At 37.8% G+C, this 26,176-nt stretch carries 29 protein-coding genes and 9 pseudogenes; 14 read left to right on the top strand and 24 right to left on the bottom strand.

Translation table 11 applies throughout. The features are described from left to right. Positions 1–20 precede the first annotated feature (20 nt). From AAZO_RS19870 to AAZO_RS42800, 5 genes are all read right to left on the bottom strand, one after another. Positions 21–566 carry a late competence development ComFB family protein gene (locus tag AAZO_RS19870; RefSeq protein WP_013192606.1) on the bottom strand — a complete coding sequence of 182 codons (546 nt, stop codon included), beginning with the start codon at positions 564–566 and terminating at the stop codon, positions 21–23. A 125-nt stretch (positions 567–691) separates the two neighbouring features. Continuing rightward, positions 692–1,612, bottom strand: a complete 921-nt coding sequence (locus tag AAZO_RS19865; protein WP_013192605.1) for a M23 family metallopeptidase — start codon at positions 1,610–1,612, stop codon at positions 692–694. Between the two features lie 620 nt (positions 1,613–2,232). After that, entirely contained in the window at positions 2,233–2,565 is a 333-nt protein-coding gene (locus AAZO_RS42810) for an ATP-binding protein (protein ID WP_049790843.1), read from the bottom strand. 30 nt (positions 2,566–2,595) lie between these two features. Beyond that, a complete protein-coding gene (locus tag AAZO_RS42805) occupies positions 2,596–2,835 on the bottom strand; it encodes a histidine kinase (protein WP_338026943.1) in 240 nt (79 codons plus the stop codon). A 99-nt stretch (positions 2,836–2,934) separates the two neighbouring features. Beyond that, a complete protein-coding gene (locus AAZO_RS42800; RefSeq protein ID WP_049790841.1) occupies positions 2,935–3,198 on the bottom strand; it encodes a histidine kinase dimerization/phospho-acceptor domain-containing protein in 264 nt (87 codons plus the stop codon). A gap of 602 nt (positions 3,199–3,800) precedes the next feature. Here AAZO_RS42800 and AAZO_RS19855 point away from each other — a divergent pair. Continuing rightward, positions 3,801–5,468 (top strand): annotated as a pseudogene (locus AAZO_RS19855) (IS1634 family transposase). Here the strand turns inward: AAZO_RS19855 and AAZO_RS31450 are convergent. From AAZO_RS31450 to AAZO_RS41645, 6 genes and pseudogenes are all read right to left on the bottom strand, one after another. Next, a pseudogene (locus AAZO_RS31450) lies at positions 5,465–6,904 on the bottom strand (IS66 family transposase). The pseudogenes AAZO_RS19855 and AAZO_RS31450 overlap by 4 nt on opposite strands. A 373-nt stretch (positions 6,905–7,277) precedes the next feature. Then, positions 7,278–7,436 carry a PAS domain S-box protein gene (locus AAZO_RS34280; RefSeq protein WP_187289531.1) on the bottom strand — a complete coding sequence of 53 codons (159 nt, stop codon included), beginning with the start codon at positions 7,434–7,436 and terminating at the stop codon, positions 7,278–7,280. A gap of 54 nt (positions 7,437–7,490) precedes the next feature. Beyond that, positions 7,491–7,646, bottom strand: a complete 156-nt coding sequence (locus AAZO_RS35680; protein ID WP_187289530.1) for a hypothetical protein — start codon at positions 7,644–7,646, stop codon at positions 7,491–7,493. Then, positions 7,647–7,757, bottom strand: coding sequence for a PAS domain-containing protein (locus tag AAZO_RS31445; RefSeq protein WP_187289529.1), 111 nt, complete (start codon positions 7,755–7,757; stop codon positions 7,647–7,649). 124 nt (positions 7,758–7,881) lie between these two features. Beyond that, positions 7,882–8,007: an adenylate/guanylate cyclase domain-containing protein gene (locus AAZO_RS34275; protein ID WP_228371304.1), complete on the bottom strand. Its 126-nt coding sequence runs from the start codon at positions 8,005–8,007 to the stop codon at positions 7,882–7,884. A 47-nt stretch (positions 8,008–8,054) separates the two neighbouring features. Beyond that, entirely contained in the window at positions 8,055–8,180 is a 126-nt protein-coding gene (locus AAZO_RS41645) for a hypothetical protein (RefSeq protein WP_266886329.1), read from the bottom strand. Between the two features lie 473 nt (positions 8,181–8,653). Between AAZO_RS41645 and AAZO_RS19840 the strand changes: the two are divergent. The 4 genes and pseudogenes from AAZO_RS19840 to AAZO_RS39350 all read left to right on the top strand — a co-directional run bounded on the left by AAZO_RS19840 (position 8,654) and on the right by AAZO_RS39350 (position 12,361). Beyond that, a pseudogene (locus AAZO_RS19840) lies at positions 8,654–10,246 on the top strand (DEAD/DEAH box helicase). Continuing rightward, positions 10,176–11,390: a DUF790 family protein gene (locus AAZO_RS19835; protein WP_013192602.1), complete on the top strand. Its 1,215-nt coding sequence runs from the start codon at positions 10,176–10,178 to the stop codon at positions 11,388–11,390. Before AAZO_RS19840 ends, AAZO_RS19835 begins: the two are co-directional and overlap by 71 nt. Before the next feature lie 123 nt (positions 11,391–11,513). Then, positions 11,514–11,768 carry a hypothetical protein gene (locus AAZO_RS39355; protein ID WP_228371303.1) on the top strand — a complete coding sequence of 85 codons (255 nt, stop codon included), beginning with the start codon at positions 11,514–11,516 and terminating at the stop codon, positions 11,766–11,768. Positions 11,769–11,917: 149 nt separating this feature from the next. Continuing rightward, positions 11,918–12,361, top strand: coding sequence for a hypothetical protein (locus AAZO_RS39350; protein WP_228371302.1), 444 nt, complete (start codon positions 11,918–11,920; stop codon positions 12,359–12,361). A gap of 295 nt (positions 12,362–12,656) precedes the next feature. On the opposite strand, the gene AAZO_RS19825 is transcribed toward AAZO_RS39350, so the two are convergent. Further along, a complete protein-coding gene (locus tag AAZO_RS19825) occupies positions 12,657–12,884 on the bottom strand; it encodes a transposase family protein (RefSeq protein WP_041641549.1) in 228 nt (75 codons plus the stop codon). A gap of 161 nt (positions 12,885–13,045) precedes the next feature. Here AAZO_RS19825 and AAZO_RS31440 point away from each other — a divergent pair. The 6 genes and pseudogenes from AAZO_RS31440 to AAZO_RS39330 form a co-directional block, all read left to right on the top strand. Next, a pseudogene (locus AAZO_RS31440) lies at positions 13,046–13,336 on the top strand (tRNA-dihydrouridine synthase family protein); the annotation flags it as partial. 71 nt (positions 13,337–13,407) lie between these two features. Further along, positions 13,408–14,939: pseudogene (locus tag AAZO_RS19815) on the top strand (phytoene desaturase family protein). A 161-nt stretch (positions 14,940–15,100) separates the two neighbouring features. Then, on the top strand, positions 15,101–15,274 hold the full coding sequence (locus tag AAZO_RS39345) for a hypothetical protein (RefSeq protein ID WP_228371301.1): 174 nt from the start codon (positions 15,101–15,103) through the stop codon (positions 15,272–15,274). Between the two features lie 227 nt (positions 15,275–15,501). Continuing rightward, positions 15,502–15,765: a hypothetical protein gene (locus AAZO_RS39340; RefSeq protein WP_266886324.1), complete on the top strand. Its 264-nt coding sequence runs from the start codon at positions 15,502–15,504 to the stop codon at positions 15,763–15,765. Between the two features lie 130 nt (positions 15,766–15,895). After that, positions 15,896–16,159 (top strand): hypothetical protein, encoded by a 264-nt coding sequence (locus AAZO_RS39335; RefSeq protein ID WP_228371300.1) that lies wholly within the window; start codon positions 15,896–15,898, stop codon positions 16,157–16,159. Then, positions 16,146–17,045 (top strand): annotated as a pseudogene (locus AAZO_RS39330) (sugar phosphate nucleotidyltransferase). The gene AAZO_RS39335 and the pseudogene AAZO_RS39330 overlap by 14 nt, the downstream one beginning before the upstream one ends. Before the next feature lie 97 nt (positions 17,046–17,142). Here the strand turns inward: AAZO_RS39330 and AAZO_RS19800 are convergent. Together AAZO_RS19800 and AAZO_RS39325 are read right to left on the bottom strand one after the other, a co-directional pair. Further along, positions 17,143–17,340 carry a PIN domain-containing protein gene (locus AAZO_RS19800; protein ID WP_081462836.1) on the bottom strand — a complete coding sequence of 66 codons (198 nt, stop codon included), beginning with the start codon at positions 17,338–17,340 and terminating at the stop codon, positions 17,143–17,145. Next, positions 17,340–17,525: a hypothetical protein gene (locus tag AAZO_RS39325; protein ID WP_041641541.1), complete on the bottom strand. Its 186-nt coding sequence runs from the start codon at positions 17,523–17,525 to the stop codon at positions 17,340–17,342. The genes AAZO_RS19800 and AAZO_RS39325 overlap by 1 nt, the downstream gene beginning before the upstream one ends. Between AAZO_RS39325 and AAZO_RS44065 the strand changes: the two genes are divergently transcribed. Continuing rightward, the gene (locus AAZO_RS44065) at positions 17,456–17,932 is read left to right on the top strand and encodes a macro domain-containing protein (protein ID WP_420807074.1); all 477 of its coding nucleotides are present in this window, start codon (positions 17,456–17,458) and stop codon (positions 17,930–17,932) included. The two genes, AAZO_RS39325 and AAZO_RS44065, sit on opposite strands and share 70 nt — an antisense overlap. Here AAZO_RS44065 and AAZO_RS31430 read toward each other — a convergent pair. Continuing rightward, positions 17,855–19,121: pseudogene (locus AAZO_RS31430) on the bottom strand (IS701 family transposase). The gene AAZO_RS44065 and the pseudogene AAZO_RS31430 overlap by 78 nt on opposite strands. A gap of 489 nt (positions 19,122–19,610) precedes the next feature. Further along, a complete protein-coding gene (locus tag AAZO_RS19785; protein WP_041641530.1) occupies positions 19,611–19,790 on the bottom strand; it encodes a hypothetical protein in 180 nt (59 codons plus the stop codon). A 222-nt stretch (positions 19,791–20,012) separates the two neighbouring features. On the opposite strand from AAZO_RS19785, the pseudogene AAZO_RS31425 reads away from it, so the two are divergent. Both AAZO_RS31425 and AAZO_RS19770 read left to right on the top strand, forming a co-directional pair. Then, positions 20,013–21,279, top strand: a pseudogene (locus AAZO_RS31425) (IS701 family transposase). Beyond that, positions 21,209–21,916, top strand: coding sequence for a hypothetical protein (locus tag AAZO_RS19770; RefSeq protein ID WP_187289678.1), 708 nt, complete (start codon positions 21,209–21,211; stop codon positions 21,914–21,916). The pseudogene AAZO_RS31425 and the gene AAZO_RS19770 overlap by 71 nt, the downstream one beginning before the upstream one ends. A 208-nt stretch (positions 21,917–22,124) precedes the next feature. On the opposite strand, the gene AAZO_RS19765 is transcribed toward AAZO_RS19770, so the two are convergent. The 8 genes and pseudogenes from AAZO_RS19765 to AAZO_RS19740 all read right to left on the bottom strand — a co-directional run bounded on the left by AAZO_RS19765 (position 22,125) and on the right by AAZO_RS19740 (position 26,083). After that, on the bottom strand, positions 22,125–22,673 hold the full coding sequence (locus tag AAZO_RS19765) for an FGGY-family carbohydrate kinase (RefSeq protein WP_081462835.1): 549 nt from the start codon (positions 22,671–22,673) through the stop codon (positions 22,125–22,127). A 117-nt stretch (positions 22,674–22,790) separates the two neighbouring features. Next, on the bottom strand, positions 22,791–22,958 hold the full coding sequence (locus tag AAZO_RS39320; RefSeq protein WP_228371299.1) for a hypothetical protein: 168 nt from the start codon (positions 22,956–22,958) through the stop codon (positions 22,791–22,793). 333 nt (positions 22,959–23,291) lie between these two features. Further along, complete coding sequence (locus tag AAZO_RS19760) at positions 23,292–23,822, bottom strand: hypothetical protein (protein WP_013192601.1); 531 nt, start codon at positions 23,820–23,822, stop codon at positions 23,292–23,294. Positions 23,823–24,374: 552 nt separating this feature from the next. Next, positions 24,375–24,713: a hypothetical protein gene (locus tag AAZO_RS19755; protein ID WP_013192600.1), complete on the bottom strand. Its 339-nt coding sequence runs from the start codon at positions 24,711–24,713 to the stop codon at positions 24,375–24,377. Positions 24,714–24,917: 204 nt separating this feature from the next. After that, positions 24,918–25,091, bottom strand: coding sequence for a hypothetical protein (locus tag AAZO_RS35670; protein ID WP_187289528.1), 174 nt, complete (start codon positions 25,089–25,091; stop codon positions 24,918–24,920). Positions 25,092–25,094: 3 nt separating this feature from the next. Next, entirely contained in the window at positions 25,095–25,274 is a 180-nt protein-coding gene (locus tag AAZO_RS19750) for a DUF3598 family protein (RefSeq protein ID WP_041641520.1), read from the bottom strand. Between the two features lie 201 nt (positions 25,275–25,475). Then, positions 25,476–25,685 (bottom strand): DUF3598 family protein, encoded by a 210-nt coding sequence (locus AAZO_RS19745; protein WP_041641517.1) that lies wholly within the window; start codon positions 25,683–25,685, stop codon positions 25,476–25,478. Between the two features lie 36 nt (positions 25,686–25,721). Continuing rightward, positions 25,722–26,083, bottom strand: a pseudogene (locus AAZO_RS19740) (Lin0512 family protein). Between the last annotated feature and the right edge of the window lie 93 nt (positions 26,084–26,176).

The raw sequence follows: 26,176 nt of genomic DNA, 5'->3' as shown, positions 1-26,176 counted from the left end.
GACTTCTAATTCCTGACTCCTTAAGGATGTGATTTTTGTTCAAAATTGGGTGCGTAAACTTGGAGTAAGTTACTAACTTGGCTGAGGACTTCATTACCAGTGTGTTTGCTTAAGGCTTGACGTTCTGGGAAGAATTCAGGTCTATCTAAGTAACAATCAATGGCTTTGGCTACTTGTTGACAAATCAAGTTCTGAAGTTCTGTTTTGGCGCGTTGGCGCTGGTAATTCGCTCCTTCTTCCGTAGTAGCATACAGAGGTGGAAGACGATTAAGAGCGTAAGCGGTGATATCTCCCACGTCCAGAGAGCTTTCAGAAGTGGCTTCGATTTCTGCTACTTTGCCGATTACTTCAGTTAGTACCAATTCCTCCATGACGTTAATAAATTGTTTACGAGGTACTGCCACTACTTCACCGATCAACAATGAACCCATGAGTCGATCTAGAGCCATGTACTCTTCAATGGAGAAATCTGAGGCGTTATCACAAATTCGTCCAACTTCGGCTTCCATTACTGGTGTGAGATAACCATCCTGAAGGGCTTGTTCGACAATCTTTTCAATACTCATAATTAATTCTCACGATTAAATTTAAGCAATACGCAATACAGGGAATAGACAAAGCAATTGATTATGCTAAACAAATTCATAATTATGAATTATGAATTTAACTACGAATTACGAATTACCAATTATTAATCAACGACCTTGGTTTGCCAGGATGTGGGATCAATAGATTTTCCATTGACATATAAACCCCAGTGCAAGTGCGGGCCTGTGGAAGCACCTGTTGAACCTACTCCACCAATGAGTTGACCAGCTTTGACAATATCTCCTTCTTTGACATTAATGCGGCTGAGGTGCATGAAAATACTGGTTACTCCTTGACCGTGGTCGATGCCAACTACGTTACCATGAACACGGAAACCTTGGGAAACTGTACCTACTAAAGCAACTCGTCCTGGGGCTGGGGCAATTACGGGTGAACCTGCTGCACCAGCGTAGTCTAGACCACGATGGTAGTAGTCATTTGCAAATTTACCATTATAGTAGCGACGTACACCATAGGTTGTGGTCATGCGTCCTTTATTTGGTCTGAGGAAAACTCCGTTCCAACATTTTTCTGGTGTCTGTAGGGCTTTAAATTCTTTGACTTGCTGGAGTTCATAGTCTGTGGCTTGTACTCCGGCTTTTCCTGGTGGTAAGGTGATACGTTGGATGGGAAATTTCCGAGCGCTTACTTTTACTGCTAAATTTCTTTCTTGTCTATCTCCAGCTACTGTGACTTTTCTTACCTCTGCTTTTTCTAGTGGAGTGGTAGGAATAAAAGCGCGATACTTATTAGGGGAAATTGCAAAAGCTGGATATGTTTCTTCCCCAACTTTCACTGTGGGATTAATCACATTTTCTTGACTAGCTACATCAATTATGACTGAAAGTGTATCTCCCAGTTTCGGAGCAGTTGGTGTTATCTGTACTTGCAATGCTTCTGCGGGTAATGACAAAGCAATAGGGACAACCGCAACCATTCCGATGAAGATTCTATTTGCACGGTTGATGATACCAACACACTGAAACTTATTCTGCGGATTAATAGCTTGAGTTTTGGTAGTCATAAAGTTATGAAAAATCTATTGTTGCTGTTTCTCAAAAGACTAACTTATTATCTCTGGTGTTTCCACTTCCAGATCAAAATTAGGGGTTTGGGCATTGGGTATTGGCCATGGGAGTAGATTACGAATTATTTTGATTTGAATTGTTGTGAATTGATTTAACTTCTTCCTGCTAAATGTGCTACCACAGCCCCTAATTCGGCAGGATTGACAGCTTTGAATATGTAATTGAAAACCAGCTAATAAGGCTTGGGTGCGGTCTTCTGCTCTAGCAGAAGCTGTGACGGCGACTGCAGGAAGGGAATTTATCCCTCCTGATGACTAGGTAGATTTATAACTTCTTATTTCTAACTTCTTTATGAATTAGTGTATAGCGATCTTCTTCTGCCATTCCAATATCACTGATTAATATATCTGGATAAAATTCTCAAAAACTCTGTTACAGAAGCAATAGTTATTGCTTAAGAGGCATATTGCCCTAAATAAAATTGTGGTCAGCAAATCCCGTGCATTTGCTTCATCATCAACAACAAGTAGCCGTAACCTCTAATATACTTAATTTACTCACATCTTAATTATAGCATACTTGTTGAGCAGATATGAGTAGGTTTGGATAATTATTCTTATGCAGTTGCCAGCCCTTGCAAGATAGATAATTGCTGTTTCAAAAAATCATCATCAACGAGAAGTTGCTGTTGCTCTGATGTATTGTATTCAACAGTAACGGCTTTCATGGACAGATTGACGATGAACGTGGCTCCCTGCTCGAGTCCGGGACTGGTAGCTGAGACTGTGCCTCCATGGAATTCTACCAGGTGACGGACAATTACTAGTCCTAGTCCTAATCCTCCATGCGAGCGCATAGTCGAGCTATCAGCTTGGAAAAATCGTTCAAATACATGAGGTAGAAAATCAGGATTAATGCCCCCTCCGGTATCACTGACTTGAATCTGCACACGGGAATTAATAATGCGTTTGAGTCCTCCCTAAAATTTTCCTCTCTTGGGTGTAAACTGGACAGCGTTGGAAAGCAAATTCCAGACAATTTGTTGTAAGCGGTTAGCATCACCTATTACTACCCCCACTTCTGAGTGGGATTTAATCGTAATTTCTTTCGCATCTGCTGCAGGACGCACAGTATCTATGGCTACTGAGACCACTGGGGCAAGTTCTACCAAATGCAGATTCAATCGCAGTTTGCCGCAAATAATCCGCGAAACATCCAAAACATCTTCAATTAACTGTGCTAAAACACGGCTATTACGATCAATCGGATCTAATGCCCTAGCAGTGGTAATTTCATGAAACTTGCGGCTTTTGAGTAACTATGACCACCGCAGTATGGCATTAAGGGGAGTGCGGAGTTCATGAGATAGTGTCGCTAAAAATTCATCTTTGATGCGGTTAGCAGCTTCTGCTTCTGCCCTTCCAGCTTGTTCTTGCTTTAATAGTTTTTCTCGTTCTTGTTGTGCTTGCTTGCGTTCGGTAATATCAATCATGAACCCATGCATTTGTTTGGGATTATTTTCAACCCACACCACATTCACAATGTTATATTGCCAGACTACCCTGCCATCAGCTGACAACATTCTATACTGAAGTTCATAATTATCTTGTGATTCTTAAGCATGGACACAATAATCAACCACCCACTTTTGATCATCTGGATGGATGTGTTTTACCCAAAAATTAGTGGTATACTAATCCTTTAAGGAATAGCCGTGCATATCTTAACTATGTGAAATTTCCGGTTTTGTAATCTGCTTCTTAAGGAATTATGCGCACTTTTTCTGTTAGTTTCTGAAATCTTTCTTGACTTTGTTTGACAGCATCTTGTAATTTTCTCTGCTCAGTAATATCTCTAATTAAACCAACAAGTCCTTCTACTTTTCCTTGCCGATTAAAGTGGGAAACCTAAATCAGATCTGTATCACGAATTATTGCATATTGATGCAATAGTTACGTTTCATCAGTTACTTATTTTCCTGATACACCCCACATTAGGCACTTCATGTTGTACTACATCCACAGAAAAAATACAAATAACTAGGTAGTAACCACATAGGTAAAATAGTAGAAAAAATAGACAATACGTAAGGATCCAGGTGGTGGTGTATTGACAATAAATTCAGGATAAAAGATGAGGAAATGAATGTAAATGAGCCTGAATTAAATAAAAACACCCAAAAATATGAATTACCAAAAGCAAGAGTTTGAGAGGAATAAATTGGATCACTTGGGAATAATAGATGAGATAGGAATTGTAGAAAGAATCAATAAGACATTCTGAATAGATAATTAGAGAGAAAGTGAATATAGGAGAAATAGTTAAAGGAATCATTATGAACTAGGTTTTCTTTTCTATGGAGACTATTATATTCATTTCCTCAAGTTCTTGAGGAAAAAGCCATAGAACATTTATTAGGAGCGGGAATTCAAGCTGAAGATTTAAATGATGATAAAATAGGCAGAGTAAGGGATAATCTATACAAATATGGATTAAGTAAATTATTCCTAATAATTGCCTTAGAACTAGTAGAACAATATGGAGTAGCAATCAACCAATTTATATTCCCATTTAGGTTCAACCTCATTGCATTTGCATGGAGAGTATAATAATTGCCTAAATAATTTAGGACAAGAATTAGGAATGAACCGAGAAAATCCGATTAACATCACACAAGGATATTCTCGTGACCATTGTCCAGACTTAAAAAAATGTATATTAGATTTAATAGTAAGTAGTGACGGACATATACCCGTATTTTTTAGAGGAGCATCAGGAAATGAATCAGATAAAGCAGTATTTGCTCAAATCTTAGTGGATTATGATAAACAAATAGATTTTGAAAGTATAATGGTGGCTGATAGTGCATTATATAGCGAAAGTGATTTAAAATTAATGTCGAACATGAAATGGATAAGTCGAGTACCTTTAACCATTAAAAAAGCCAAAAACTTGGTCAAGGCATTTACCAGTAGAGAACTCAAACCAAGTGAAATCAAAGGATATAGCTATCAAGAAGAAAAAGTATCTTATGGGGGAATAGAGCAAAGATGGCTATGAGTAGAAAGTGCAGACAGAAAAAAAGCAAACTTAAAGAAATTAACCCAAAGCATTCAAGAGGACTTTCTAAAAACTAGTAAACAAGTAGGTAGATTAGTCAAAGAAGAATTTGAACAGACATCCTTAGCGCAATTCAAAGTTAAAGAACTGGCAGCAAAATTAAAATATCATACAATATCGGACCTAAAAATTAACTAAAGGTTAAATAAAGGACAAACAGTAGTGTATCAAGTAAGAGGTAAACTAATAGAAAATCAGGAGTTAATCACCCAACATCATAACTCTTGTGGTCGATTTATTTTAGCAACAAATATTTTAGAGACAAGGGAATTAGAAACCATGGGAATATTTAAAATATATAGAGAACAGCAATCAACAGAAAGAGGATTTAGATTTATCAAAGACCCGTTATTTTTCGCCCATACTCTTGTTGTAAAAGAGCGAGAAATAGTAGAGACAATGATGGTATTAATGGCATTGTGTCTTTTGGTTTATAATCTGGGACAAAAACAATTAAGAATCTAGTTAAAGACGTAAAAAGCGACAGTTAAAAACCAACTTAATAAACCTACAGAATCCCCTACTTTACGTTGGATATTTCAGAGCCAGTGCCTTGGGCTGGTTCCCCGACTTGTTAGGGAAGCTCCTCTGAAAGAGGCAGCAACTGGCGTATGTTTTCAAGGGATTCATTTTCTGATTACACAAGGAGTTCATAGGATTCTGAACTTAACAGAGGAACCTTGTCGAATTTTCCAATTCCTACCTACAGCTTGTCAAAGGACTCAGGTCTAAGGTAGAGGGATTAAAGAAGGTGTCTGCAAGGCAGAGTGAACCATGGCTTTCATAGGTTGGTCAAAAAACTCAATTAGAGAAAGTGCTTGACGGCGACAAGTTTGTATAACCGTCAATAAATTGGCAGTATGTTGGAATAGCTCCAGAGAAAGAGAACCACCACAGACTTTTCGATGTGTCAGTGCTAAACCTAACCTTAGTTCAGCTAAATTATGATCAAGGTCTATTGCCTAAGGAAGATAAAAGTTTACCAGGTTCCCCTGGGGCTTGATCAATGAATGAATGGAAGATTCAACTTTTGGTTGAAACTAGGATGGGCAAGTCAAGAATTCATGAAGGTTTTGGGTTTGTTGGAATAAAGGGTAGTTTTTAAAACCTTCATCTATGAGGTCCATGAATTTTGTGCCAATTTCCTGGTGATTGAAGCCAGGAATCTTGATTAGTGTCTTGAAGTAACGGGGTAGGGTAGATGTGCCTGACATTTCTGTTGAGCTGTGACCGCATAATCGTTATAGGCAGTAAAGTCATCAGAACTGAGTACACCAGAGTAACTTGAACCCACAATGGATTCTAATTCGCCAGGACAAGGAGTATCAGGACCCATGAAATAAAGGGAAGTCACTATTGGCAAAAATCCATAACCATTGTTTCACCCCTTTGAGTACCCAGGGTGTTTCATCCCCAAGGATATGAGGCTGGGTTTGTTTTATCCACTGTTTGAGGCTATGAATACTTTGAGCCACTGGACCATCTATTCCTTCATTGGTACCTACTAATGTTCCCACTCCAATTTCTATTTGACCCAGTTCCCACAACAACAAGTGTTGTTTTTCATAGGGTCAATGACCCTAGTTATTGATCCATCCCAAAAAAGCTTGTCCTGTGATTCCTATATCTTGTCCCAGTACTATCTCCGGTGACCAGTGTGCCCTTTGTGTTGCCCCACACACACTGCACATCCACGTATATCTTTCATATTCTACTATTTTGGATTGGCCTGTCCACCAACTCCCCTAGTGGTTGTGTTTGGATTTTTATTGGTTCGCCAAACAATTGCCCCTCACCTCAGCATCCACACACTTGCCGTCCCAGTATCTCAAATGTATTCTATCTACTCCACCAAACCCCTTTCTCCTTTTTCCCCTATGCCCTGGTTGTCCTCCTGGTTTCCGTTTTCGTGTCTGGTTTTCTTCTGGTTTCTCTTGTTGTTTGTTCTCGGTTTTTTGGAGGATGTCTCCCGACGGTGGTTTGGATGATGTTATGGTCTCTAAATCTCTACTGACTTTGAGTTTCTCTATTTCTTTTTCCAGTTCTACTACTCTATTTGTTAGGTTCTCTATACTTTTCCCCTGGTTAATAATGATTTCTACCAGTTGCTCTGTTCCCAACTGCTTCAATATCTCTCTGTCTAGTTTTGGTGGCAGCTTCTTTTCCATAACTGCTATATTCTGCCTCTCCTATTATCAAACTTGTCAATACCCCACCACCTGAATCCTTACAACAGTATTCTTTATTTTCTTACTTTTCAAATCTCTAATTCACTATTGCATAGTCTTGTATTTTTATATCATAAGTGATTGAAAAATCCAAATTCAACATCGTTGTCTAACTAGCTTTTTCTACACAATAACAAAGCTGGAACTTTGACGTGCATCATTTATATTTTCATGGCTACTGGATTTTTAAAACCTATAGTCCTGAATTGCCTACTAGCGTAGTTTTTTTGTACTACTCATTGAAGTGCAGACTCTGGGATAAAACTGTTTCTAAATATGGAAAAAATGCTTGATGAACTGATTATCCTAAAATTTATTTCACATGCTTACCAAGCATTTTCGATGTAGGAATCCCAAAGCATTTTTCATATTTCTCATTATTAAATAAATAACGCTGTTGAGCATCTACATAGGAGATTTGTACTGGTAAAGAATTAGTAATTAAGCGTAATTGTTCTACTTGTTGACTCAAGGATTCTTCAGTCTGTTTGCATTTGCTGACATTGACAATATGACCAATTACTTATTAGAAATTATTTTCTAATAATGCCAAGCCTAGCAGCACACTAACACGAGTAGCATCTTTACGGATATATTCCTTCTCAAGAAGTTTACAAACACCTTGAGTTTCGAGTTTTACTGTTGCAAGAACACTTTGTTCCACATATTCTGGTGATGTCATTTATCGAAAATTGATTCGTCCTGATAGGAGTTCTTCTTGTGTATAACCCACCATGTTTAAAAAGGTATCATTTGCTTCTAAAATTCTGCCATTCACATCAGCTATAATCACCCCAATTTGTCACCTTTCAACCGCCGAAACCGGCTAAGTATTGGAAACTGATTTCTAATTGTTTAGCGGTACGTAATTCTGAGTTTAGGCAACTGATAATCAACATTTCAAATAAGGAGAATACTTAGTTTAATAATTCCACTAGTGTAGGTGGTGAAGTATGGCTTGAAAGTTCTATAAATCCGACAATATCAGCAAATAAAACTGTGGCTTCTTCGCATTTTTTTACAGATAAACAGAAAATACACAAATTATTATTGTCAACAATAAATATACTCCATACTCAACATAAAAATATCATAGTTGCTTAAATTGAGGACGATAGAGAATGTATAATCCTGCATAGCAAATAATTGCACCAATGTGATAAATTAACTGTAGCCGCCATAATACTGGAACAATAGTTACTTGAGTGATAAACATCAAATTCCAAACATTAGTGAACGGTTCTACATGATTAAATGAAATAGCTGTGTCAATTTGGATGACGCAAGTTCCACACCAGGATCAAGCCAAAAAAATCAAGTGTGGGTAACGACGACCAAGATGAGTTTTGCATAAGAACCAACAAATTAAGATAAAAGATTCAAGTATTAAGCCAATTTTAAAGGCTTAGATTTTTCCATTAGGTTGCTGATTAACCCACATAAAAAAGCCAGTAAGTGTTAAACCTACCAGCAGCATAATCTTTGTTTGCAATCGCAGGCGTTTGATTAGAAACTGTCTTTGCTGTTCTCTGTAGGTAGGATTCAAGCAGGATTGAATCAGTTTGCCAGTGAGATATCTCTGGGGGAAACAGATGTTCTAGTTGGCTTATATCAAAATAATCTCCTTTGGGAATCATACACGTTTTAAGTTATGAGTAGTGAAGTGAACAAGTTGGGAGAAAACCTCAGATGGGTCGCAACCCCACCTTAACTTTTGATCGTGGTACGTTAATTTTACACCCACCACCACACAGTAAAGCTTGGATAGACTATGCAACATGGGATGATAGAGTCGAAAAATTCCGCATTCCGGCGATTAGATATCGTTGTTTAGTCGAAGCATTGCAAGCAGAAGATACAAACTTCACAGATGAGGCCAAGGGATTTTATCCTTTGGATTTGGTTGCCAGTTTGGAAATGACTCCATACCCCCACCAAAATGAGGCTTTAGCGGCTTGGAAATTAGCGGGAAGACAGGGAGTCGTAGTGTTGCCGACGGCTGCGGGTAAGACTTATCTGGCGCAAATGGCAATGCAAGCGACACCGCGCACGACGTTGATTGTTGTGCCAACTTTGGATTTGATGCACCAGTGGTATGCACACCTAACGGCGGCTTTTCCTGATGCGGATTTGGGTTTGCTGGGGGGTGGTTCACGGGATCAAACACCGATTTTGGTGGCTACTTATGACAGTGCAGCGATTCATGCGGAAACTTTAGGTAATAAATATGCTTTGATAATTTTTGATGAATGTCATCATTTACCAACTGATTTTAATCGAGTCATTGCTGAATATGCGATCGCACCCTATCGACTCGGACTTTCTGCTACACCAGAACGGACGGATGGTAAACACGCTGATTTAAATATTCTCATTGGTAGAGAAGTTTATCGCCAAGGTGCTGAAGATTTAGCTGGTAAGGCTTTAGCAGAACATCAAATTGTGCAAATTAAGGTCAAGTTATCCCAATTGGAAAGGGAAAGATACAATCAGCTAATTCAAACCCGCAATGATTTTTTAAGGCAATCGCGGATTTCTTTGGGAAGTCTGCAAGGTTGGCAAACTTTTGTGCAAATGAGTGCGCGATCGCAAGTCGGACGCAGAGCAATGTTAGCACACCGTCAAGCTAAAGAAATCGCCCTGGGAACTGATGGTAAATTAAGAATTCTGATGGATTTATTAGCTGAACATTATCCCGCTAGGGTGTTGATTTTTACGGCAGATAATGCTACCGTTTACCGTATTTCTCAAGATTTATTAATTCCGGCTATTACTCATCAAACTCCGGTGAAGGAAAGGCATGAAATTTTAACTAAATTTAAGGAGGGTGAATATAATACTTTGGTAGCTTCTCATGTCTTAAATGAGGGTGTTGATGTTCCCGCAGCTTCAATAGCAATTATTCTTTCGGGGACTGGTTCGGCTAGGGAATATATTCAACGTTTGGGGAGGGTTTTACGCAAGGGTAATATTGAAAATAAACAGGCGATTTTATATGAAGTCGTAGCAGAAGATACTAGTGAGGAGGGAACTTCGGCCAGGAGAAGGGGGGAAAGAAGTAACGAACCGCAAAGGTGCGAAGAGCGCGAAGAGAAGAAAGAGAAGAAGAAGGACAGGAAAGGGAATTGAAAGGTTTTTTATGGAGGTGGACAGGAAAGAAGTGCTAAGGTGGCAGAACAGTTAGAAATTAATTATTCAACTGAGAAGAAGGATGTTACCAACGGAGTTATTGATTCATCGTCAAAACGGGGAAGAAATTATCCCGAAGAGATTGAAACTTGATCAGCAACATTTATGTTTAGCAAACAATTTGATTGGTTTTTTTAAGGAAGCAGTGGGGAAATCCCAAGGGGTTCTTGAACGTCAATTAGCTGATTTTGAAGGTGATACTACTGATTATCGCATGAAGCGCGGTTTGGCTTATATTCTTAAAAGCAGTTTCTGCACTTTTGAAGTTGTTAGTCCTCTTGAGCCACCAATGTTAAGGGAACGGGTTTTTGCTTTCGCTGCAAAGTCTGTTCCTAGTCGGGAAGCAACTGAGGTGACTTTAAGCAAAGTTGCTGATGAATTAAGTCAGCAATTACAGCAGGAAGTTTTACCAATTCAGGTGCGTGATGGTCTTTATGCTGATTTATCTGAAAATAAGATTTTAACTGCTTTTGAAGCACCAAAACCAGACGATTTATTACATCGCTATAATTTGTCTCAAGTACAAGGTGTGTTTTATAAAGCCAGTCAATTGGTGTTAAATGCTCACCGCAATGTACCAGGAGAATATAAGTTGTTATTTCGTTATTTGAAGTTGTTTCGATTAATGGCTTATATTGAAGGTGATGCTGATCACGGTTTTACCATTAGTATTGATGGTCCAACAAGTCTATTTACTCCTAGTACCCGTTATGGTTTATCCATAGCTAAAATGATTCCTGCTTTACTTCATGTTACGAAATGGAGTTTAGCCGCAACTTTACAAACACGAGATCTTTATACAAATGAATGGAAACCTGGCAGATTCACACTGAATTCTGAATGTAGTCTAGTATCTCACTATCCTAAAGGCAAGCCTTATGATAGTATGTTAGAACAGTCTTTCGCTGATAAATGGGATAGTTTAAAAAGTGGGTGGATCTTAGAACGAGAAGTTGATTTAATTCCCATTCCTGGTAGTGTAATGATTCCCGATTTTCGCCTTGTACATCCTGATGGTAGGACTTTTTTATTAGAAATTGTTGGTTATTGGCGTACAGAATATTTACAAAGAAAGTTTTCTCAGGTACGTCGTGCAAATTCCGATAGTTTGATATTGGCAATTTCCGAAAGATTAAATTTAGAAAGGGCAGGTGTAAAATTAAATGATTTCCCGGCCAGAATTGTTTGGTTTAAAGAAAAACTATTACCAAAAGCAGTATTAGCGGTGATGGAATAATTTTGGTAATTGGTGATTGGGAATGATATTTTGACTGATTTCTGCATTGTGAGGGGATTTTAAATCACTGCTGTCTTTGTGAGCTTTAAAATAAAATAAAAAAACATAACTTAGACCAAAAACATGATTACATCTACTCGTCCCATTTGGATAACTGACTTAGAACTGGCAATCTTTGATAAAATAACTAATCAGCACGCACCCCATTTACTGAAAAAGCGATTGTATGAAACTAAACCTCCAGAAACAAAAGCAGAAATTGAAAATTTTTACCGTTTTCGTGTTGCAGGTGCGGCTCATGATTTGTTTATTGTACAAGTTTGCGCTTATATAATTGGTCAAATGCCTGACCCAGAACTTCAATTATTTTTAAGCTGACAAATTGGTGATGATGGCGCACACAAAGATTAAATTTACAAAAGGCAGGTGTAAAAGTAGCTGAAAATACCCATCGTACAGCGCAAATTATCTCTGGACGTGATCCCATTGAAGATATCCAACAACAAGTTCAAAAATATTGGGATTATATGGGAGATTTACCAATTGGTAATTGGCAAGGTTTTTTAGCTTTTGAGTTACATTATGAAATGCATATTGTGGCATCTTTATTAGTTAAGAGTCGTACCAGTAAAATTAGTGATCCTGAATCAGCTAAATTTTCTGTGACCAGAATTCAGCCAGAAGGAGCTTTTCACCGTCTAGGCGTAGTAAACTGGTGGCAACGGAAGTATGACCAAGGTTCGCCAGCAGAAAAAGTAGATTTAGCAGCACAGCTATTAGAACTGGAGCAAGAAGGACAAAAAAGAAGAAATGCCTACCTTAAAGAACATTGGCAACTGACTCATCAAGCCATTGGTACGGATATTAATGACTTACCAAGAATTTACGATGCCTGGCGGCGAGAAGTATTGGCTTACTTTTTAGATATTCCTGTGTCTCAACTTCCCCAACTTGTGAGTGTTAATGATTGATTATAGGGAATAGAGAGGGCCGAAAATTTACAAAGGCTTATGTGTGTGGCTTTCCATAGTGTTAAGATTAGGAAAGAGCCAAGGAAAGAATCAGGGTTGGGAATAGTTACGGATAGTTCCTATCCATGAAGATGTTGATGACAAATTTATAACTGACCTCATATCCATAACATGTATGACATGGGTAGAACTAATGAACTAATTCCTAATGTGACTAAACCAAAAATAGTAAGAATTACTTGTGAGTAAATTGGGGAATTTAAGGGAAATCTTTGTTGAGGTACCCGGAATATTTTTACAAGTCCAATGACCTGTTCAATAAAAATACCCTTGGTGGAAAACTCTTTGTTTCCTGCATTTTGTTCTGAGTCGCCATAGCATAATCGCTATCATATTTTTCTACCTGTTCAAAGAGACTAGCAGGGAAAACATTTCCTAATATCTCTAGCCAGTAATGAAATGTGTCCTTTGCTTCCGTTTTCCATATACCGAAATGCAAACCTAAAACCTCAAATGTTGGCATTTTCCTCAAATAGAACAAGGATAGACATACCTGTTGTTTTATCTCTAGTTTCCCTTTCCCCCCTCCTCCTTTCTAATTTATACCTATCTTTTTACTTTCTATGTCACCTTGAAGTTCTTTATGCTACATCCCAGCTTGGGCTAACAAGTCTTGAAACTGATCGGCAGGCTTTGCGAGGAGAGTAGATCAGAGCAGTTCCTTTAGTAGAGGTACGCAACTATATTGATCAGTTATGGCAAACCCCTACAGCATCAACTATACCAATGCGATCACGCGTAGCCTATCTCAAAATGTTCCTCAACTACATTACCTTAAGGATTGATGCTGAACGTTATTTCCTAAAACTGATGCGACAGGCACAGACTGATGTAGAACTGTTTAACGCCTGCGATCGCTTTCTCCTTGCTGATATGACGAAAACTTTAGCCCTAGCACCCTACTCAGGTGTATAACTATTGGTCTTGGCTGTTGGTAACTACAAGTTTTATCATTCTTGAAAAAGCACAGTAATCAACCATCATTCATGAACAATACGGAACTAGTCGTAATTGGTAGCGGTATTGGCGGATTGAGTTGTGCAGCACTCTTGGCACGCTATGGAATTGATGTCACAGTAGTAGAAAGCCACTCACTCCATTGCCGGTGGTGCGGCTCATACTTTTGAACGCAATAGTTACAAATTTGATTCGGGAGCCTCTTTATATTCTGGTTTATCTTATACCCCTTCCCCTACTCCCTTACGTCAAGTTTTAGATGCCATTGGCGAAGATTTACCATGTGTTAATTACAATACCTGGGGTTGTTATCTGCCAGAAGGCAACTTTGATGCTCAAGTTGGTGCTGACCAGTTTTGTGAAATATTACAAAAGCTGCGGGGAGATAAAGCCGTAGCTGAATGGTGTAAACTACAGGAAATTATGACACCTTTGGGTAAGAGTGCGATCACTCTCCCACCCGCCGCCTTGCGCTACCATTTAGGTGCAATGTTAACAGTGGGTAAATTTGCCCCGGCTTTACTCCAACAAGCTCCTAACGTCATCAAATTAACAGGGTCCTTTTCCCGTATCATGGATGGTGTAATCACAGACCCATTTATTCGTAACTGGTGAGATTTACTTTGCTTTTTATTATCAGGATTACCCGCAAATGGCACAATAGCCGCAGAATTTGCATTCATATTTGCAGACTGGTATCATCCTAATGTGCAGTTAGATTATCCCATTGGTGGTAGTGGTGCCTTAGTTGATGCACTGGTGAAGGGGTTAAATAAACATGGTGGTAAGTTAGTTTTAAATACTAATGTCCGTTTTAGTAGAAAACCACCGTGTTGTGGGAGTGCGACTGCGGAGTGGTAAAGAAATTAGAGCAAGTAAAGCGGTTGTTCCTAATGCTTCTGTTTGGGATACCCTCAAACTAATTCCCGCAGGTGCTGTACCCAAATGGTATGTAGAACAGCGACAAGCAACACCTGAATGCGATAGTTTCATACACCTGCATTTAGGTATTGATGCAGCAGGATTACCAAAAAATCTGCGTATTCACTACATTGAAGTGAACGATTGGGACAAAGGTATAACTGCACCCCAAAATGTCGTAGTTGCATCAACTCCCTCAGTTCTTGACCCATCCTTAGCATCAGCAGGTAAGCACCTAATTCACGTTTATACGTTTATTGATGAACAATTTGTGCTACTTGGCGAAAAAAGGAACGCAATAGCCAGAAATATGCGTTGTTAAAACAAGGAGGAAGTGATGTGGCAAGCTTTAGAAAGAATTATTCCTGATATTCATTCTCGTTGCGAAGTCACTTTAGTAGGTACTCCCCTGACCCATGAGCGATTTTTACGTCGTCATCATGGTAGTTACAGGCCAGCTATAGTTGCAGGTAAAGGTTTATTTCCTGGTGGTACTACACCTTTATCGGGGTTGTTGTGTTGTGGAGATTCGACTTTTCCAGGAATAGGTTTACCTGCTGTGGCTGCTAGTGGGATGATTACTGCTAATACTATTGTTCTGGTACAGCAACATTTACAATTACTCAAAGATATTGTTTAAACATAGCTGAAATTTGTGCAAGTCTATAATGAAGTTCCACCCAATATGTTTAACTTTGACTAAGTAGAAAGACGTGAAAAAACAAAATTTATTTATCTACCGAGTAGATTTTTGATAAAGTTGTCCAGTTTTGTAATAAAATTCCCAAATACCACAAATTGATGAAAATTTTTGTTCCAGGACGCTTGTACTTATTTGGTGAACTTACTGATTGGGGTGGAGGTTATCATCCCCACAATACCCAATTAGAAGAGAGTTATACTTTGCTAGTAGGTACTAATCAAGGATTATATGCTGAGGTAAAATATCATCCTACTAATTTATTTGATAATTAAGACTTCTCTAACTGACAGTAATTGTTAAATCTTAAACTTACCAGTGGAGAAGCAGACTTTACTTACTTACCCAAGCTCAAAAAGGAGGTTTTTTTAATTATACTGCTGGTGTCGCCTATCAAATTTTGAATCATTATCAAGTAGGAGGATTAGAAATTGATAAATATGTCACAGACTTACCCTTTCAAAAATGACTTTCTTCCAGTGCAGCTATTTGTTTGCTAGTAGTGCGGGCATTTAATCAAATATATGAATTCAACATGAGCCGTAGAGACGAAATTAAATTTACCTACTTGGGTAAAATTACAACACCTTCTCCTTGTGGAAGAATGGATCAAGCTTGTGCTTATGGTAATCAACCTATTGCTATAATATTTGATGGTGATGTTACCGAAGTCATTGAGTTAAAAGTCCCAAAAGATTTATTTTTCGTGATAGTAGACCTTGCAACTCATAAAAATACTCAGGTTTTTTTGAGTAAACTGAATTAATGTTATCCTTTTGTTAAGAACGAACTACAAAAGAATATGCATAAATTTGTGGGTACTATTAGTTACCAGATTACCCAAGCTGCAATTGAGGCATTACAAACAGGTGATGCTAAAAAAAATTGGTATGCTGATGAAACAACCACAGGAAGATTTTGATAAATATCTAATTCCCACTTGTATTGATGAATTAACCTCTCCTGTTATCCATCATCTCCTGAACTATCCACCAGTTCAAGAGTATATTTTTGGTGGTAAAGGTGTAGGTTTTCAAGGGGATGGAACAGCACAATTTATTAGTAAAAATGAAGAATACCAAGAAAAAATCATAGAAATAATTAACTGTGATTTTCTCCAAATGAAATGTGTAAAGATGACAACTTATGCTAAGCAATAAAATGAAGAAAGCTGTAATTTCTACTGCTGGATTTGGGACAAGATTATTTCCAGCTAAGAAAGTTCTGAAAAAAGAACTTTTCCCGATTCTTGATAAAGATGGCAGAGCCAAACCTGTGATTTCGGCAATTGTGGAAGAAGCTGTTAATGTGGGAATTACATAAGTAGGGATAGGAGTTCAACCAGATGATATAGGAATATTTACACAGTTATTTAAATCTCCACCTAAACTGGAATTATTCGCTAAACTTTAGCCACAGAATCAAGAATATACTCAATATCTGCAGGAGTTGGGGAGTAGAGTTACTATATTAACCCAAACAGCACAGGAAGGCTATGCTCATGCTGTATTTTGTGCTAAATATTATTGGGTGGATAATGAGCCTTTTTTCTTGATGTTAGGGGAGCATGTTTATAAATCAGAGATAGAAACATCTTGTGCTAGACAAATATTAGATATTTATTCACAAGTTAATCATAGTGTGATTGGTTTAAGAAGGGTGCCCCACCAGAAATTATTTATAAAGCTGGGTGTGTGGCTGGTATTTGGCAGGATAATAATTCTCTGCTTTCTTTAACGGAAATTTATGAAAAGACAAGTGTTGAATATGCGCGTGAGAATTTGCGTGTTGAAGGTATGGCAGAGGATAAGTTTTTATGTGTATTTGGTTTATATTTACTCACACCGCAAATCTTTGATTTTCTGGCAGAAAGAAAGTATCAATCAAAATTGGTGAGAAAGGGGTGAATTTTAGTTAACTTCTTGTTTGGAGAAATTGCGTCAAAAAGAGGGAATGACAGGATATGTTGTTAAAGGTAGGTGTTTTGATACGGGTTTAACTGATGCTTATCGTCAGACTATGATTGACTTTAGATTAATGGGATAGAAAAACTGGTTGTAAAGATGGTGATCGCTCACTGTTTCCTTTCTCTTTAATAGGTGATCGCATACTTCTAAACAGTCCCATGTTCCTAAATAATTAATTATTCCCCAACCGATTGTAAAATTATTGTGTACAATTGGTCACTCACTCGGAAATCAGCTTGCTCAATTAGTTGATCTATCAAAACTTTTACAGAATGAATCAACATTTTTCGTTTCGCTTGCAATAGGACTTCTAATAACCAGGTTATTAGTAAACCATAGCTGGTTGCGACTATCCTACCTCGATGTTCATCCATTAATAGTAAGTAGGTAGACACAAATAAACATAACTATGTAACAAAATGTAAATTACTTGAAACGCTTGGGATTGGTTGATTCCCCTTTGCTGCATTCGCCATGACATAGTTATAAATTCTTCCGCCCACCTACTTAAATCAGCTTTCAGTTCTAAAGCTAAAACAATGGCTTCTGCTTCACCCAAATCAATATTTTCTTGGGTTTCTTGAATCGAGGTTACTCTTTGAGAATCTACAACAGTTTGCTTTTGAATATAAGGTAAAGTTTGTACTTCTACAGCACCAGGAACTCATCAGAGACTCCAGTGTTCAAGGGCAATTTCTTAAACTAGTTTACAGAGGTAAACAGGATAAACTCGATTTAGATATTGAAACTGCTCTTCAAGAACACATTGGTAATCGCAACTTAGACCCTGATAAAAAACTTGGAAAACCTTGGCGTTATCCCATTGGCACTACAATCACGCTTGGTTCTTATGAAAAACGATACTTCCTAACGGGACGTAAACAAAAATCAAGGCCAAATGTAGCCCAAACTGGCTCTATCAGAAGGAAACACGTCCGGATTCCAGTTGAACCAATCAGTAAATAGAAAAGATATGGCTGTTCTCAACGCTTCTAAAGCTTCAGTAAAGGTATTCAAAGGTTTCTTAGCCCACCTTGGTCTTAATCCTCCAGTCCACTGATGGCAAAGAATAAAAGTGTAGGCACAGAAAACCAAAATAAAATGGCGCAGTCAACTGCTATTATCTCCAACTTGATCTTCTTTGAGTCCTAACCGTCCCTTGGCTTCCCTGTAAACAAGTTCTACCCAATTTCTTTGAGAATATGTATCAACTATCCATTAGGGTGTGACAGTTGATGAAGAAACATTGGTCATAAAGTAGTCAATATCAGTGGCTTGAGAGAAAGTAGAAGCCTTGATGACGATAGCAATATTGCCCTTTCCAGTTAAGGGTGATATTTCTACTTCTTGAGTTACTACCCATAATGTTCTGGGTTTATCTAACTCCAGTTGAATTTCTGTAAAAGCCTCTTGGGGTAAACTTTGTGCTAATTCATCTAACCTAATTATTTGTGGACTATCCTCTTGGTCACTGGCAAGGACTTTGGGATTTTTAGCTAATCCTCCTCAATACTTTAAATGCCGATTCTCTATCTTTAATAAGGAAGATGTATTGTGGCCATATCCAGCATCTATAATTACTATTCCTGGTTGATAACCACCGCTTAAGGTCAGATCTATTAATTTAATTCCTAACTCAGGTTTCTTATTAAATAGAGGGTCTTGTTTCCCTTTGGGTCAAGAATCACCGTGGTGATATAACTCTATATGTAATGGTAAGCTTTTACTGCCATCATAATAGATGTATGTGTTGTTACTACTACTATTCCAGTATCCCTTTTCCCGATTTCTCCAATATATTTTCTTCCTACTCCATCCCTAAAATTCCCGCTTTTTCTATGGACAGAATCATCAATTATTAAGCTAACTCCTCTGGTGATTCTCCTCTGACTACACCTGTTCATAATCTCTAACTGACACTCATTGACTTGGGAACTGGACCAAGGTGCTTCAGTTAAAACGTGGTGTAATCGGTGGTAGGTCACCCCTAGGGCATTCTCTGCCATTTTAAATAGGTTTTTTCTCTCACTTTCACCCAATCATCTCCCTAAGTCATGTCTAAACTCTGTTTTTTGCGCTTGATGAGTAAATACATCATCAAATGACACAATCTTTCAAACCATGGTGCCATTGCTGCGGCAGTGGTTTCTTTCATCAGCTTCTTTTAACGTGAAAGCTACACCAAAACCGCACCATACTCCTTTTTACTCTTAACTTTTGTTTAAGTCCCGGTAACAGATTCACTTAAGTATAATTTGTCATCTAACAAAATCCATGCACCTGAATTATTAACACTTTTTTGAGAACGAAGTGTGGAAATTTTTCTAGCAGCTAATTGTTTCTTTACTGTGGGAGATGACTTTACCTTCGTCTTTTTCTGTGTGGACAATAAATTTGATTTCTTCCGACTATCTATTGTAGTGGTCTAAGATTTTGAAATCCCAGTTACTGGAAATGACAATTTAGTGTTTTTGGACGCAGTGACACTGGGTTGCAGAGTTTTACTTTCACGTTTGCTTAACTATTAAGATATATGCTCACGGAATTTATCGCGGAAGTTTGCAGGAGCAGAGTATTCTCGGATCAATACTTTTATTTGAATTTTTTTCTTGAATGCTAATACATTTCGTCGCTGTTTTAGTGCTTATTCTGTATTAAGTTGTGCTGGTGATTGTCGAAAGTAAAACCATATTTCAAGCTGACTATTTTTCTGCCAGGATTTAACAGCCCTCTCAAATTCTTCAACTGTACCAGACTCAGCACGGGGTGTTAGAGTCCCTATAGGATTCCACATAATACCAACAAACAATGCATACTCGTTCATGTTGCCAATTTGCTGGTTGAGAACAGCTTGACCATGTTCGCCATAACCTGGAAAGGCATTTTCCGACTAGACTACATCTAGTTTTACCCCTTTACTATCAGCAATAGTACGATTAATTTTATCAATTACTTCATCTAGGTAGTTACCGGGACTTAAACAAAAGTTAAGAGTAAAAAGGAGTATGGTGCGGTTTTGGTGTAGCTTTCACGTTAAAAGAAGCTGATGAAAGAAACCACTGCCGCAGCAATGGCACCATGGTTTGAAAGATTGTGTCATTTGATGATGTATTTACTCATCAAGCGCAAAAAACAGAGTTTAGACATGACTTAGGGAGATGATTGGGTGAAAGTGAGAGAAAAAACCTATTTAAAATGGCAGAGAATGCCCTAGGGGTGACCTACCACCGATTACACCACGTTTTAACTGAAGCACCTTGGTCCAGTTCCCAAGTCAATGAGTGTCAGTTAGAGATTATGAACAAGTGTAGTCAGAGGAGAATCACCAGAGGACTTAGCTTAATAATTGATGATTCTGTCCATAGAAAAAGCGGGAATTTTAGGGATGGAGTAGGAAGAAAATATATTGGAGAAATTGGGAAAAGGGACAATGGAATAGTAGTAGTAACAACACATAGATCTATTATGATGGCAGTAAAAGCTTACCATTAAATATAGAGTTATATCACCACGGTGATTCTTGAACCAAAGGAAAACAAGACCCTCTATTTGAGAATAAACCTGAGTTAGGAATTAAATTAATAGATCTGACATTAAGCCGTGGTTATCAACCAGGAATAGTAATTATAGATGCTGGATATGGCCACAATACATCTTCCTTATTAAAGATAGAGAATCGGCATTTAAAGTATTGAGGAGGATTAGCTAAAAATCCCAAAGTCCTTGCCAGTGACCAAGAGGATAGTCCACAAATAATTAGGTTAGATGAATTAGCACAAAGTTTACCCCAAGAGGCTTTTACAGAAATTCAACTGGAGTTAGATAAACCCAGAACATTATGGGTAGTAACTCAAGAAGTAGAAATATCACCCTTAACTGGAAAGGGCAATATTGCTATCGTCATCAAGGCTTCTACTTTCTCTCAAGCCACTGATATTGACTACTTGATTACCAATATTTCTTCATCAATTGTCACACCCCAATGGATAGTTGATACATATTCTCAAAGAAATTGGGTAGAACTTGTTTACAGGGAAGCCAAGGGACGGTTAGGACTCAAAGAAGATCAAGTTGGAGATAATAGCAGTTGACTGCGCCATTTTATTTTGGTTTTCTGTGCCTACACTTTTATTCTTTGCCATCAGTGGACTGGAGGATTAAGACCAAGGTGGGCTAAGAAACCTTTGAATACTTTTACTGCAGCTTTAGAAGCGTTGAGAACAGCCATATCTTTTCTATTTATTGATTGGTTCAACTGGAATCCGGACGTGTTTCCTTCTAATAGAGCTAGTTTGGGCTACATTTGGCCTTGATTTTTGTTTACGTCCCCTTAAGATTCTGATAGATCAAAGCCTGATAGTTCTGATTTCATCTGTTGATTCAGCACAAGAAGCTGCCTTACGTAGTCTGCACCGAGAACAGCATTATTCTAAAAAGCAAATTCACTATACTTACCAAAATGAAGCCACAATAATGCAGGTAGAAAGTGTTTTACCAGAATCCATAAAGGGTAAAACTACCTTTGTTCTTACCCTAAAGCCATGTCCACAGGGACAGGGAAACAACATGATAGAGGTGAACTTTAATGGCTATAGCGCAGACAAAATTTCTGAGTTACGCGATCGTTTTTTATTACTCGATAAACTACTTCCTCCTAATCAGAATATAGATTGTTACATAATTAATTATGTTAACAATGGTTATGACAATTCCGTCAAAGTAGAAAAATGTTTTTTTATCAATTTATGGAGAAGCCTAAAAAATAATGATCCGCAGCTTTTCCTAACTCATGGACGTCTAACAGCAATTCGTTATTTAAAAATGAGCTGCATAGTTGAACCTATATTAGGGTTGAAGTTTACTCTACTCAAAAATAATATACTATCTGTTAAGTTTCGTGGGCAAAAAAGCAAGTTGACGGTAATCAAGAACCTGTTGTTATTGAGGTAAAAGGTAATTGCGATCTAAACGCCTAAAATATTTGTAGGGTAGATTATTGGATAATCACTGATGGATATTACTCATAAGATGTAGCGATTGTTGTATTATTTTATTGAGTTGGTATTATTTTCAGTTTCACCTCTAAATCGTTCCAAAATTAGCATCTTCGAAATAAGACTTTCGGGTGCAAAGGTTGGTTAAAAACTCAAGTTTACATCTATACCCAGTCAAAAGTTTTAGCAACCGCCTTCTTCCAAAGCCTATAACAACCTTCCCTCTCCACAACATCTATCTTTGCTTCCCAAGTCTGATCTAAAAGCCAATTATCAGACAACTCCTCCAGACTACTCGAGAAACTAGTTGCCAGCCCAGCAGCATAAGCTGCCCCTAAAGCTGTAGTTTCTACTAGCTGCGGACGAATCACTGGCACACCTAACACATCGCTTTGAAATTGCATCAGCAGGTTGTTGTAAACCATCCCACCATCTACCTTCAAAGCAGTTAAATTCAACTGCGCGTCTTCTCTCATCGCATCTAAAACTTCACGAGTCTGCCATGCTGTTCCTTCTAACAGCGCACGGGCAATATGACCTTTCTTTGTATAGCTGGTCATCCCCACAATCCCACCTCTAGCATAATTGCGCCAATAGGGAGCAAATAACCCAGAGAAGGCAGGTACAAAATAAACACCACCGTTGTCTGTAACTGTACTAGCTAATGCTTCTAGGTCTGCACTGCTTTGAATTAACCCCAAGTTGTCACGCAACCATTGAACTCAAGCACCTGCGATCACTATACTACCCTCCAAGGCATAAACGACTGGAGCATCACCCAACTTGTAAGCTACGGTTGTCAATAAACCATGTTGGGAAATCACTTTTTGTTAGCCTGTATTCAGCAGCATAAAGCAACCTGTACCATAGGTGTTTTTGGCTTCACCTACCTGAAAACAAGTTTGTTCAATTAATGCAGCTTGTTGGTCGCCTAAATCAGCAGCAATGGAAACTCCTGCCAAAATACCTGTAGCTGAGGTTTTTACTTTTATGACCATTGGGGTCATAAGTTGCAACTACTAACCCGTCAATAAGTAAGTTGGCACGATAACACCGATGTATGTTGATTTTTTAATAGCAACTGACTTAGTAGTCTATCAAAGATATTTTGACGGGTAATGACAGGAAAAAAATTTCTATTCTTCCGCTGCTTCCCTTCACCCGTAATTTTTGGGTTGACAGACTAATAGATACATTTCCAAATTAATAACCATATCATATTTAAATTTTAAAATATTAAGCAGATAAAAAATAAAATCTTTTGCCAAGACTTTATTTAAGCCTTGGCACGAAACCTATTCATATTTTTAATCAACAATGCTGAATGTTGACTAAAATGCAACCATTTCAAACTCAAAAGTTGCTACTAAACGCTCATCAACATAAACCTCTATTTTATGTTTACCAAGAGGATCACCGGGAGCTATTTTCCAAAAATTTTCAATTACACCATTTGCAGATGTTTCCGTGCGTTTCGTCACCGCAGTAGTTCCGTCTGCTGATAAATAAAAATTCTCATCTTCCTGTGTAGCCCAGGTTTCTGGTGCTTTTGGTAAGCGCAAAACTTCACGCCATCTTACCTTACCCTGATAATTTTGCAGTTTAATTCGCCAACCATAAGCATCACCCTTCTTTAAGGGTACTTTAGAAGTGGGGAAAAAATTAGCTTTACCCTTAGCATCAACTATTCTCACCCCAAATTCAGATTTCTTAACAGTAATATGTTTACCATTAACTAACAATTGAGAATGTTCTAGTGGGGCTTCTGCTAAAACAGCACTCGTGTTATAGAAATTCACAGCTACAAAGCCAGATATCAATCCTAAGGAAGTTAGAAAAAGCCTAAAAACAGAAATTTTCATGAACATCTCTTGTCAGATATTAAAATTGAATTTTAACACTTTGAATCCAGTTACGGGTTGATTTCTAGAGAAAATTAAACCAAAAAATATCTACCTGAACTCTACTCAAACCATATTGTAAAGCACAATAGCATAAGACTTAAAAAATTGTTAATCTAAGAGGATGTTTGAAAAGTCTTTAGTGATGTATCAAAAACTTTTATATCCCCCTAAGTCCCCCTTATTAGGGGGGTTAGGGGGGATCAATAAGTGCCTAACGTCACAGCCAGAAAATTTTAAAATAACCTCTAACAACAAAATCGCTGGCAGTTTTATTCTTTAGGTGATAGTTTAAAAACAAATAAGTGGTCTTGCAAAATAAATTGTAAATTTAGAGGAGGGACCAGGGAACAGATAAGCAAGACAAAGATTTCTGTTTTTCCCAAAAATGTTTAATTAATTTTGCCCAGGTACTTATTTCATATCATGAAACAAAATTTTGAAAATAGAAAATAGGATACAAACTAGCTGCATCCTAGTTCCAACGTATATTGCTGAATATATTTCAGCTTCTTAGTCTTCGTCAAGTGCAGGGAGAATTTCTTCAAACCGCCACAAACTATCTTTGTTCTCAATAAACCAAATTCGAGATGACGTAGTTAACTTACTCCAAACAACTTCAGGGGGAAGATGAGGAGAAGCATACTGATATTCTTGACCAAGTTCTCTGAGATTATCTGCTACATCACTAGGAATGCCAACATCTTCCCAGTCAATCTTTACATTTCTACCAGAAAGTCCCGCAGCAGGATCAAAAACTAATTGTGCAGTTCTGATTAAATCAGCAAAGTGTTGCGGTTTAAGTCCGATAATATCCTGAATTTCGAGTGATTTATTAGGCTCTAGGCACATTGTAACTGAAGTGATGAAGATAAATGGGTGATTGAACTTACGGCCAGAGATGACCCCAATTTATCTCAATGAATCCCCATAAATTTAGTTTAACGCGAAAAATCAAAGTTAATCACTAAGAGTGAAGGTTTCTAGGGTGAAATTCGTAAAATTAGAAGTTTCATGTTTGCGAATACCACGTAGTAATAAACTAGGTCGGACCAGCTAATCTACCACATATGGAAATTCTTGCCGACCAACTATTGTCTGAGGGCAACTACTAGAAACACTCTTGGATAAATACAAAGTTTGATAATCCTTAGCTAAATTTTCTAATGGTTGCCATGAGGTTACTTTAGGTAAAAATATTGTCAATTCTGCGGTGATTTTTTTAGCCATTCCCTACCAATTACCGCTGACTTCTTGTCGAGGTAAATTAGTCGTTAATTGCGGAAGAGTTCCTATTTGTTCGTCAATGAATGTAATCTTTTGCAAATTACCACTTTCATCATAAATGGTAATGGCTTCTGCTCTTATATTTTCATACCTATAACCCAGTGTCAAAACCAAAGATTGAGCCAATTTTTAATTTTGGAGAACAGGCAGTAAAGCTATTATCTAAAAATCAAGCTCTAATAGTTGGTTTTTTATAGGGACGAAAGGTTTTAATTTCTGTTTTGCCATCTTTATATTCTTTATATATTGATAGTGATTTCGATGTTTAGCTTTACTACCATCTTCAAAACCATCAGCTAAATTAGTAGTTTCTTTGGGTATTTGCCATTATTTTTCTACTTTACTGCCATCAGGTGAGGGAAATTGATTGGTGTGGTTAATGACTATATTATGAGTATTGGGACGCAAATTTATAATGCCTTGAGCAGATTTGATAACTTGTTTTCCTGGTGAATAAACAGTCCATGTACCCTGCATAGAAATACCATCTATGGGCAAGTATCCAAATAATTGTTCCCAATGTTGTTCTATATTCATGATTTTGTGTATACCATGTTGTTGTTAGCTTGTTGGTTATTCAGTTTCTACTAAAACTGTCACCGCTGCAACTGCTATCAACATTTCGTGATTTTTATCATTGAGGGAGGGTATAGCTAAACCATCAACTACCATTCCCCCTGCTTCTACAGTCAGGGTTTTTTTACCACAGGGAAGGACGGCTAATACTTCTGCTTCCCTTACTTGTTCGGGGTAGGGTACAGCTACCTTGACTTCTACAATCATCTCATTGGGGTCTTATAACCCAGCTATTTCCATGATACCGAGTAAGGCATTGTGTGCGATCCCATTTCTCAGCGCCCTTGCTGCTGCTACCGTGAGTTCTTGTCCGTGCTGGTCAACACCCATTCCCTAATAATAAACCGTTTTAGTGGCATAGATTCTTTAATTCTCTTTAGTTTACAATTGAATTGTATTAAAATTAATTAAATATTAATTAATTTTAATAAAGCATCATGAAATATTTGAAA

It is taken from the genome of 'Nostoc azollae' 0708 (assembly GCF_000196515.1).
Lineage (GTDB): Bacteria > Cyanobacteriota > Cyanobacteriia > Cyanobacteriales > Nostocaceae > Trichormus_B > Trichormus_B azollae.
The sequence above is the reverse complement of the archived record's forward strand: the minus strand, read 5'-3'. Positions and strand labels throughout refer to the sequence as shown.